At 32.1% G+C, this 10,282-nt stretch carries 9 protein-coding genes; 5 read left to right on the forward strand and 4 right to left on the reverse strand.

Translation table 11 applies throughout. From position 1 onward, the window contains the following. Window positions 1–62: 62 nt before the first annotated feature. Window positions 63–545, reverse strand: coding sequence for an energy transducer TonB (locus ACJ6WR_RS00200; protein WP_409416708.1), 483 nt, complete (start codon window positions 543–545; stop codon window positions 63–65). Between the two features lie 271 nt (window positions 546–816). On the opposite strand from ACJ6WR_RS00200, the gene ACJ6WR_RS00205 reads away from it, so the two are divergent. Genes ACJ6WR_RS00205 through ACJ6WR_RS00215 form a run of 3 tightly spaced genes read left to right on the forward strand, consistent with a single transcriptional unit; the run spans window position 817 to window position 2,545 of the window. Next, window positions 817–1,557, forward strand: a complete 741-nt coding sequence (locus ACJ6WR_RS00205) for a hypothetical protein (protein ID WP_409416709.1) — start codon at window positions 817–819, stop codon at window positions 1,555–1,557. A 4-nt stretch (window positions 1,558–1,561) separates the two neighbouring features. Beyond that, window positions 1,562–2,035, forward strand: coding sequence for a hypothetical protein (locus ACJ6WR_RS00210; RefSeq protein ID WP_039119703.1), 474 nt, complete (start codon window positions 1,562–1,564; stop codon window positions 2,033–2,035). A 30-nt stretch (window positions 2,036–2,065) separates the two neighbouring features. After that, window positions 2,066–2,545, forward strand: a complete 480-nt coding sequence (locus ACJ6WR_RS00215; RefSeq protein ID WP_039116213.1) for a hypothetical protein — start codon at window positions 2,066–2,068, stop codon at window positions 2,543–2,545. A gap of 112 nt (window positions 2,546–2,657) precedes the next feature. Here the strand turns inward: ACJ6WR_RS00215 and ACJ6WR_RS00220 are convergent, their stop codons facing one another. Further along, complete coding sequence (locus ACJ6WR_RS00220) at window positions 2,658–3,356, reverse strand: DUF1826 domain-containing protein (RefSeq protein WP_409416710.1); 699 nt, start codon at window positions 3,354–3,356, stop codon at window positions 2,658–2,660. Window positions 3,357–3,471: 115 nt separating this feature from the next. On the opposite strand from ACJ6WR_RS00220, the gene ACJ6WR_RS00225 reads away from it, so the two are divergent. Both ACJ6WR_RS00225 and ACJ6WR_RS00230 read left to right on the forward strand, forming a co-directional pair. Continuing rightward, complete coding sequence (locus ACJ6WR_RS00225; RefSeq protein WP_409416711.1) at window positions 3,472–4,086, forward strand: family 16 glycoside hydrolase; 615 nt, start codon at window positions 3,472–3,474, stop codon at window positions 4,084–4,086. A gap of 72 nt (window positions 4,087–4,158) precedes the next feature. Beyond that, window positions 4,159–4,335 (forward strand): histone H1, encoded by a 177-nt coding sequence (locus tag ACJ6WR_RS00230; protein ID WP_035621526.1) that lies wholly within the window; start codon window positions 4,159–4,161, stop codon window positions 4,333–4,335. A 299-nt stretch (window positions 4,336–4,634) separates the two neighbouring features. On the opposite strand, the gene ACJ6WR_RS00235 is transcribed toward ACJ6WR_RS00230, so the two are convergent. Both ACJ6WR_RS00235 and ACJ6WR_RS00240 read right to left on the reverse strand, forming a co-directional pair. Continuing rightward, window positions 4,635–6,059: an amino acid permease gene (locus tag ACJ6WR_RS00235; RefSeq protein WP_039116215.1), complete on the reverse strand. Its 1,425-nt coding sequence runs from the start codon at window positions 6,057–6,059 to the stop codon at window positions 4,635–4,637. 227 nt (window positions 6,060–6,286) lie between these two features. After that, the gene (locus tag ACJ6WR_RS00240; protein ID WP_409416712.1) at window positions 6,287–9,724 is read right to left on the reverse strand and encodes a pyruvate carboxylase; all 3,438 of its coding nucleotides are present in this window, start codon (window positions 9,722–9,724) and stop codon (window positions 6,287–6,289) included. Window positions 9,725–10,282 lie beyond the last annotated feature (558 nt).

Consider the following 10,282-nt stretch of genomic DNA (forward strand, 5'->3'; position numbering starts at 1 on the left):
GACTTTGCAGCAGTGGTTTAAACATTCTAAAGACAACTATTATAAACAATAGTTATTATTAATTATTGAACATAATACGGAATATTATATAAACATCGTACTGGATTTCCATCTTTGATTGCCGGAATCCAGTTTGGGGATAATCTTAAAACCCTTTCTAATTCTTTTCCCGATCCGTAACCAAAATCACGAAGAATTTTTATTTCAGACAAACTGCCGTCTTTTTCAATTTTTATAGTTGCAAAAACACCGCCTCTGGAAGCTTCATCATCCATTAATTCTTGTGGTATAACATAATTTTTCTTTAAAAAAGCATAAAACTTTTCAATACCTCCCGGAAATTTTGGCAGAGTTTCTACCGCAGAAGCATTATAAACTTCATTATCTTCTGGCTTACTATCGTGATGCTTTTCTAATTTTATTGCTTGTTGTGGTACAGTCTTTTTGATATTTTCAGAAGCCGGCTCTGCCATTGCCGGAACTGTAGTATTTTGACAGCTCAATAACAATAAAAAACTAATGGCTATTAAAAAATTTCTTATCATAGGTTTTTGTTTAGGGGAGAATTTATATGTAAAAAAACAAAATTTATTCCATTTAGAAGTCAATAATTTAATACCCTTAAATCTAATTTTGACGAAACTAATTACTTTATAGGCACAGAAAGATTTTCCGTGCTCTCGTTGCGCATATCCGAGAGATCGAATTTATACAAAAACAATATTTAGACTTTTAGTAATATTCTTAAACCTTATTTCAGGCATGGTAGTTATTTGGATATCTCAAATTTGAGAGATAATTAAATAATTATAAAATATGAATGAAGATATTTTTAAATCAAAAACTAATTTAGATCCTTCAGAGTACAAAAAATTATTTGGAGATCCTTTTTGGAATGAACAAGGAAGTTCAAAAGCTAGAAACTTCTATCTCCAGCTGAGCGAAAAAGACAAAGCTTTAATGTTAAAAAAGAATTACCTTGAAATGATTAAAAAAGCCAGAGAAAGAAATTTCAATATGGCAGCAGATTGTTTACAATGGTGGTTAGACGGTACAGGATTTACAAAAACCATGGACTTTAACTGGTTGAGAAAGCAAAGTGAGGTTATTGCCGCAGAAAATGTAAATCTTGAACGTTTTGAAATTGATTATGACACTAATTTTGGGATTTTTCTGCTAACTCTGGAAGAAGGAAAGCCTAGGAACTTTACTACTTATTATGACAAGCAATTTACTGGAGGAATTTTTGGCGAGTTGTATTATACTAGTGGTACTAGTATTTTGACTTCAAGATGTTTTTTTAAGGTCACTAATAAGGGGAAAGATAATTATACGTTATCAGGGTATATAATTCATTCTTGGCACGATACTTACAATTGGCATAAAGGGGCTAAAGCTTACATACCCAGCTTTGGAAGTGTTAAGGATTCTGATGCATTGTTGGTTGAAAAATATTGCGGGGCAAAACCATTTGAAATGAGAGGAAACTGGAAGCAAAGTTTCGAAAAAACCTTTAAATTTACTTCTTCAGGTGATTTATATCTTAAATTAAAATAGAAAAATGAAAAAGAAAATATACATAACCTTAATCGCTCTAGTTCTTTTGTTTTCTGGCTACTATTATTGGGAAAATAGATACGTCGAACTTAAGCCGGTAATTTCAAAAGGATACGATCGCCAAATAGTATTCTTTCAAAATGACTACTATAAATTTGCAAAACCAAATGAGATTTCTCCAAGTTACTATAAGAACATAAGATGGGTATTGAATGATTCCAGAGTGGATTATATTGAAGAAAATGGAATTATTTATGTTCGAAATAAATTTCTGAACGACATGGAGATGGTTTGGAATTACACTACTAGAGCTATCTCTACCAAGTATTTTAAAATAAAAAGAGAAATGGATAGCATTAATCTTATTTCCGAAAAGGAGTATGTAGATTCTCGGAGAAAAAAAATAGATTCTGTTTTAAAGACTATAAAGACAGACTCTATTAAATTCCATAGAGATCAGGAAAATAAAGAGAATTAAACACTATTATTAAGAGGTTTATTCATTAAAATGAAAAAGAAAATATACGTAACCTTAATCGCTCTAGTTCTTTTGTTTTCTGGTTACTATTATTGGGAAAATAGATACGTCGAACTTAAGCCAGTAATTGTAGCAGAAAGAGAATATACACGTCAAATAACTTTTTTTGACAATGATCTTTACAAATTTGCCAAGCCAAATGAGATTTCTCCAAGTTACTATAAGAACATAAAATGGGTTTTGAATGATTCCAGAGTAGATTATATAGAAGAAAATGGAATTATTTATGTTCGAAATAAATTTCTGAACGACATGAATATGGTTTGGAATTACACCACTAGAGCTATCTCTACGAAGTATTTTAAACAAGAAAGAGAAAGAGATAGTCTATATCTTATTAGAATCAAAAAACGTACAGATTCTCAAAAAACAATAATAGATTCTCTTTTAAAAACTATAAAGACAGACTCTATTAAATTCCATAGAGATCAGGAAAATAGAGAGAATTAGATAGTATTATTAAGGGGTTTCGTGATTAACTACTTTGCTTATTGCCATAAATCTATTCGGTTTTCAAGGATTTAAATAAGCTTTTCTCAACTACATTGTCTCAACAATTTCCCTAACAAATCAACAACAACCTATACTCCCCTTCATTTTCTATTGGTGCTCTATGAATACAAGGCAGCACTTGTTGTTTTGGATGATCTACAGCCAATCGCCAAAGATGTCCTATGCCTAAATTAATAGGCTCTGCATCGTCGTGTATCTGATAATGCAAATCAAAATAATTTTCCTTCAAGAAGTCTTCGAATTCTTCCTCTGGTCCGTCATGCAGTTCTTTTAGCTTGACTCGTATTTCCGGAATTAGAACTTTTTGGGCTGCTTCCGAATTAGAAACAATATCACTTGCCGCTCCGTGATAGGTACATAAAAAAGTATCTGTTGCAATGGGCGAACGATCAACATGAAAAGAATATACATCTGTAGATATGAAATCAAATTCATCATCACGTTCATAATACTTCAATAAATTAAGAGCCGGCGAAGCGCCAAAATCAGTTAATAATTGTAAATCTTTTAAGATTATTTCCCTTGCTATACTCCCCTTTTCTGATAGTTGGAGTGCGAGTAAATCTTCAGGATAAACTTCGGTTATATTTTCTTTTAAACCTAGTTGGGTTACAATCTCGTTAAAATCGCCATCCAAATTTCTGTGCCAGCATAGCGCATTCATTTCTCCCTTGAAACTGGTCTGTATAAGATCAGAGAAAGTTGGTACCATCCCAATTTGGTTGCTGTCAGAAAATGTATTGCTCATAATATAATTTAAAAAGCTCGTTGCTTCGTACATTACAAAATTATGTAATTACCTTTAAAAATTATGTTTTCTAAAAGACTTAAAAAAAATAATTATAAATTTACTAAAAACAAAAATGAAGAATAAATATTTCGGTTTATTGATACTATCTCTCGTTATGATTTCGTGTTCTAGCACAATTTCAACTGCAAAAAAAGAATATAAAATTGTTCAAACTTCTAAACTGAAATCAAATTGGAATTTTAACTCAAAAGAGTGGTTACTAAAAAAAGATACTTTGATAGGTACTGGAGGACCAATGCATTGGGGAGTTATAAAATCTAAAAAGAAACTCTCAAAAAATTATGAAATCGAATTTAGAGTAAACATGACCAAAGGATCTCTATTTGAGGTAATGCTAAACATTGATAAAGAACAATATATAAGAACGTATTTGTATAATATTGATCAGAATATTGTAATAGGGAAAGGTGTTTATAAAGAAGGAAGTGACGAATACGAAAAACGCGGCGGTCCAACTTTGTTTAATAAGCCAATGAAATTAGAAAATGACAAATGGTATTCGGTAAAAATTAGGGTAACGAACAATCAATTATACTTCTCTGTTAATAATGAAAAGACATTAGAGTGCTCTATAGAAAAAAGTAATTTAAGCCAACAAGGAAAACTAGGATTCTTAACCGACGGTGAAATTAAAGTAATTGATTTAAAGATTAAAAGCATTGAGTAAAATTAATTGCATCTAATTTATGTATTAAGAGCAAAAAGAATATTTTTGGATTCTTAAATTAAAAATAACATCATGAAAGATCTAGTATCAAAAATCAATGCAGAATTCGAAACATTCAAAACTGAATCAGAATCATTAATCGAGAAAGGTGTGAAAGCAGCAGGACCAAGAGCTCGTAAATCAACTTTAGAAATTGAAAAACTATTAAAAGAGTTTAGAAAAGTATCTGTAGAAGAATCTAAAAAATAAGCCCATAATAAATAAAAAAACCTTGCTTAAATAAAATTAAGCAAGGTTTGTTTTTTTTACTTTTACTATAAATCTTAATTGTATCTGTTTTTTTTAACCCATTGGGTCCAATTACTTCGTAAATAACTTCGCAACACGAATCCAATCTTTGTCGACTATGTGTTAAATCCTTTAATTAAAGTTGCTAGTTTAATAATCTAATATCTGCATACTTAGAAGATATTAGTTTTGTTTCACGCAGATTTTAAAAGATTTTAGCAGATGTACACAGATAGCTAGAATAATGTAGTAAAAGCTACTTATTTTTTTGTTTTAAAAACTTTATAACATACAAAAAGAATACCTAACCAAATAGGAATTAATTCTACGGATAACTTCATATTAGTAATCCACATGATTGATAAAATACCCAATAAAAATACAAAGCAGATGTAATTACTTACTGGATAAAATAATGAAGCAAACTTAGTTTTTGTACCTTCCTTGTCTTTTGAACGTCTAAATCTTAGATGCGTATAAGAAATCATAACCCAGTTAATAATTAAACAAGACACCACTAAAGACATTAAAATACTAAAAGCCTCTTTTGGAATTAGCTTATTTATTAAAATACAAATCGCTGCAAAGCAGGAAGAAATTAAAATAGCATTAATTGGTACCGATTGTTTGTTTAGCTTCATTAAAAACTTAGGAGCATTGCCTTGATCTGCTAAACCATATAACATACGTGAGTTACTATATACACTACTATTATATACTGATAAAGCGGCAGTTAATACAATTAAATTAAGCACATTAGCAATAAGGCTTGTAAAAAATATTTTGTTGCCAAACAACTCAAACTCCATTCCGTTTAAATTTTGAAAAACCATTACAAATGGACTACTATCTGTAGTAATTTGTTGCCAAGGTGACAAAGCAAATAAAATTACTAATGCACCAACATAAAATATAAGGATTCTATAGATAACCTGATTTGTTGCTTTTGGAATATTTTTTTCTGGATTTTCTGCCTCAGCAGCGGTAATCCCAATTAGTTCTAAACCACCAAAGGAGAACATAATTAGAGCCATTGCTGATAATAAACCTTGAAAATTACCATCTCCCGTTTTTTCAAAAACTCCTTTTGGAAAGAAGCCTCCATCGTTATACAAATTATGAATTGTAGCATGTTCTCCTCCTGTACCACTTATTAGCAAGTAAGTACCAAAGAGGATCATTGCAATAATTGCGACAACTTTTATAATTGAAAACCAAAATTCAGTTTCTCCGTAAACTTTTACAGAGGCAAAATTTAAAGCATTAATAACCAGGAAGAAAAATAAACTGGATGCCCACAGCGGAATTTCAGGCCACCAAAACTGTACATAAACACCAATGGCTGTAAGTTCAGCCATACTAACTAAAATATATAAAATCCAATAGTTCCAACCTGATGCAAAACCTGCAAAAGAACCGCAATACTTATAGGCAAAGTGACTAAAACTTCCTGAAACAGGTTCTTCAACAACCATTTCGCCAAGTTGTCTCATAATAAAAAAAGCAATAATTCCGGCAACAGCATATCCTAAAATAACAGATGGCCCTGCTAATACAGCTGCTGGACCAATACCGAGGAAAAGACCTGTTCCTATTGATCCGCCTAAGGCAATTAACTGAATGTGGCGGTTAGTCAGCCCACGTTTAAGCTGATTCTCTTTTACGTCTTCATGTTTTTCTTTCACAAATTAGATTTTTTAAATGAGTTAAATGTACTCACAAATGTATAAACAGCGAAGATAAGTTAAAAAAGGAATCGTACAAAACATAGTTCTGTCACATCTATCAGAATTGAATAATAAGTATTTAAGTTGTTTAAAAGTTAATTGGTCAAAATCAATTATAAAAAAAAGCTCTTTTGTAACAAAAGAGCTTTTTTATTTAGAAGAAACTGAAAGTTGACATAAGTATGTTATTCAACAAGATACTCAATAAGTAAATCTCCTTTTTCTACCAAACTATTTTCATTGAGATGGATTTTATGGATTATTCCAGACTTTCCTAATACTGTATTTTCCATTTTCATGGCTTCAATAGTAAATAAAGGTTGGTCTTGTTTAATTTCCTCTCCCTCTTTAATCCATATTTTACTCAGTAATCCTGGTAAAGGAGCCCCAATTTCAGCAGCTGTTAATGCCTTTCGGTTCTGAACATTCATTGTCTTTATAGACTTATCCTTTATTTCAATAGCTTTTGTCTGGCCATTAAGCTTAAAATAGACTGTTCTGATTCCTTGTAAATCAGGTTCTGACTTATACAAGAATTTTACAATAATAGATTTTCCTTCCGAGATATTAACAATTACTTCTTCATTAGGTTTTAATCCGTAGAAAAATGTAGTCGAAGGAATTACACTCACATCTCCATATTTTTCGATAGTTTTAAAATAATCTTCGAAAACTTTTGGATAAAATTGGTAAGATATAAAATCAGCTAAAGTGCAGGATGATGAAAATTTTTCCTGAAAAGCTTCAAATTCGTTATCAAAATCTATAGGGGTTAAATGTGCATTGGGTAAATCTAAAAATGGTTTTTCTTTTTTGAGAACCATTTGTTGAAAATCAATTGGCCATCCGCCGTCTGGTTGTCCTAATTCACCTTTAAGCATTCCTTTTACAGAATTAGGAAAAGACAAGGTGGTGCCTTGATCTAAAACATCTTGCTTGCTCAGGTTACTACTTACCATAAACATCGCCAGATCACCCACTACTTTTGAAGAAGGTGTAACTTTAATAATATCTCCAAGTAAACTATTGGCATCCTGATATGCTTGTTTTATAGCTGTCATTCTGGTCTCTAAGCCCAAGGAATAAGCCTGAGGTTTAAGATTAGAATATTGTCCGCCAGGAATTTCATGCTTGTAGACTTCTGCCGTACTTGATTTTAAATCGGACTCAAAAGGGTAATAATACTCCCTGATATCTTCCCAGTAATTACTGTATTGATTTAGTTTTTCGACATCAAGCCCCGAATCACGAGGAGTTCCTTTTAAGGCTTCTGCAAATACATTAAAATTGGGTTGTGAGGTAAGTCCTGACATAGAGGATAATGCAACATCTATAATATCAACCCCTGCCTCTACTGCTTTGAGATAGGTTGCAGACTGGATTCCTGCTGTATCATGTGTGTGCAAATGTATTGGAATGTCAATGGATTTTTTTAACTCGGTAATTAATTTTTCGGCAGCATAAGGTTTCAATAAACCTGCCATATCTTTTATACAAAGAATATGAGCTCCTGTATCTTCTATTCTCTTAGCGAGATCTAAATAATAGTTAAGATTAAATTTTGGACGCTCAGGATTTAATATATCTCCTGAATAGCCCATACATACTTCGGCAAGGGAATCTGTATTTGTAAGTACGGCATTAATACTGTTTTTCATATTGTCGATACTGTTTAATGAATCGAAAATCCTAAAAACATCTATCCCTTTTTGAGCGGATACTTCAATAAATTTTTCGACCAAGTTATCTGGATATGCCGTATAACCTACTCCATTAGAACCTCTGATCAACATTTGCAACAGTACATTGGGCATCGCTTTTCGCATTTGTTCCAAACGACTCCAAGGACATTCATTCAAAAATCGCATCGCAACATCAAATGTCGCTCCTCCCCAAACTTCCATAGAGAACATTTGTGGAAAGTCTTTTGTAAATGTTTCTGCAAAAGGCATCATATCAATCGTACGCACTCTGGTAGCAAGTAATGACTGGTGTGCATCTCGCATAGTACAATCTGTATACAAAATTTGTTTTTGCTCTTTGATCCAGTTTGAAAATCCTTTTGGTTTTAACTGATCTAGTAGTTGTTTGGTTCCATTAGTATGAAAGGCACTTGATGGAATTGGTAATTTTGGAGTCAGAAATTTTTTATCAGGGACGATAAAAGGAACATCTGCATTACCATTGACAATTATATTCCCTATAAATGCCAAATTCTTGGTTACATTATCAGATTTTCTTTTGATTTTCATCAATGACGGATTATCACCTATAAAATTCACCGTGATATTTCCTGCCTGAAAATCGGGATGTACAATTAAATTTTCTAAAAATGGAATATTAGTTTTTACTCCTTCAATAGTAAATTCTTTCAGCGTTCTTAAAAGACGCTGGCTGGTTCCTTCTAATGTTCTTCCTCTGGCAGTAATTTTTACGAGCATAGAATCAAAAAAAGGCGAAATCTTAACTCCCGAATAAGAGCTACCTTCATCTATTCTGATACCATAACCTCCAGCATTTCGATATGCAATAATTGTCCCGTAATCGGGTGTAAAATCATTTGCTGGATCTTCGGTAGTAATCCTGCATTGAATTGCAAAACCACTACATTTTAAACTTTCTTGTCCCATAATATAAATTCCCGGGCTAGAGAGTTTATGACCACAAGCAATAAGAATTTGACTTCTAACAATATCAATTCCTGTTACTTCCTCCGTAACGGTATGCTCTACCTGAATGCGGGGATTTACTTCTATAAAATAAATATTTTCTGCCGCATCGACTAAAAATTCAACCGTTCCAGCATTATTGTAATTTACTTTAGTTGCAATACTAAGTGCATATTTATATAACTTATCTTTTGTTTCTTGTTTTAAATTTGGGGCCGGAGCAATTTCAACCACTTTTTGAAATCTTCGCTGAACACTACAATCACGTTCAAATAAATGGACAATATTTCCATAATTATCTCCTAATAATTGTACTTCGATATGTTTGGGATTTTCAATGAATTTTTCAAGGAATAACGTATCATCTCCAAAAGCTGTTTTTGCTTCTCTTTTTGCTTCGTTGAACAAAGCTTCTAACTGGTTGGGCTTTCTAACTACTCGCATACCGCGCCCTCCTCCGCCTGCAGCAGCCTTTAACATCAAAGGATATCCAATGCGATTTGCTTCTTCCTGAGCAATAGAAAATGAAGAAAGGTCTATTTTACTGTCTTCGATTAAAGGTACATTGGCAGCAAGTGCAATTTTTTTGGCAGCCACTTTATCACCTAATTGTTCCATGACTTCTGGATTGGGGCCAATCCATAAAATACCATTCTCGGCACATTTAGTAGCAAATAGTACATTCTCTGATAAAAAACCATACCCAGGATGAATAGCATCGATCCCTTCGGCTTTGGCAACTTTAATGATTTCATCAATATCAAGATAGGGCTTTAGGGGGTCTGTATCTTTGCCTATCTGATACGCCTCATCGGCTTTGTAGCGGTGCAGGGAATACCTATCTTCATAGGTATAAATAGCTACAGTTTTAATTTTTAATTCCGCGGCAGCGCGAAAAATACGTAGTGCAATCTCTCCTCTATTTGCAACTAGTAATTTAGAAATTGTTCTCATTCTAATAAATTAAGTTAAATATCCACAAAATAAAAACGGCTTATTCTGAACAACTTCTGAAGATAAAATCTATTAATTTATATTGCTTAAAATCCAATTCTTCTCAGACTCCTTCCAATGGAATGGATAATAAATAAAGTAATTCTCTTAGTTCAGGTCATTCAAAATAAAAACATTTTTTATAGCTTCAGGAATTCTTTCTTCCCGTATTTGGTGTTCAAATTCATTGTTATATGTGTTATAATTTTATAAATAATGTTCATTTATTCCCAATAAAAAACTGATTTATAAGGCGCAACAAATATATAAAAGTTCTTGAGTTGACCACATTCAAGCTAAAAAGAAACAGTGTCATTTAATTTTTTTTATCACTTTTTTGAAGCGGGCTTTGAGATCCCAGCCGTTATTTTAATTTTTTATTTAGTCCTAAGTTTAAATCAGATTATAACGCTTAATCTCTTATATCAACTAATAAACCATACCTCATCTCTCATTACCCAGAAAACCAAAAACAACGATTAATACTACATATATTGTAAATAATTATTGTAAGTGTAT

The organism is Flavobacterium sp. PS2, from assembly GCF_046250155.1.
In the GTDB taxonomy this organism is placed as follows: Bacteria; Bacteroidota; Bacteroidia; order Flavobacteriales; family Flavobacteriaceae; genus Flavobacterium.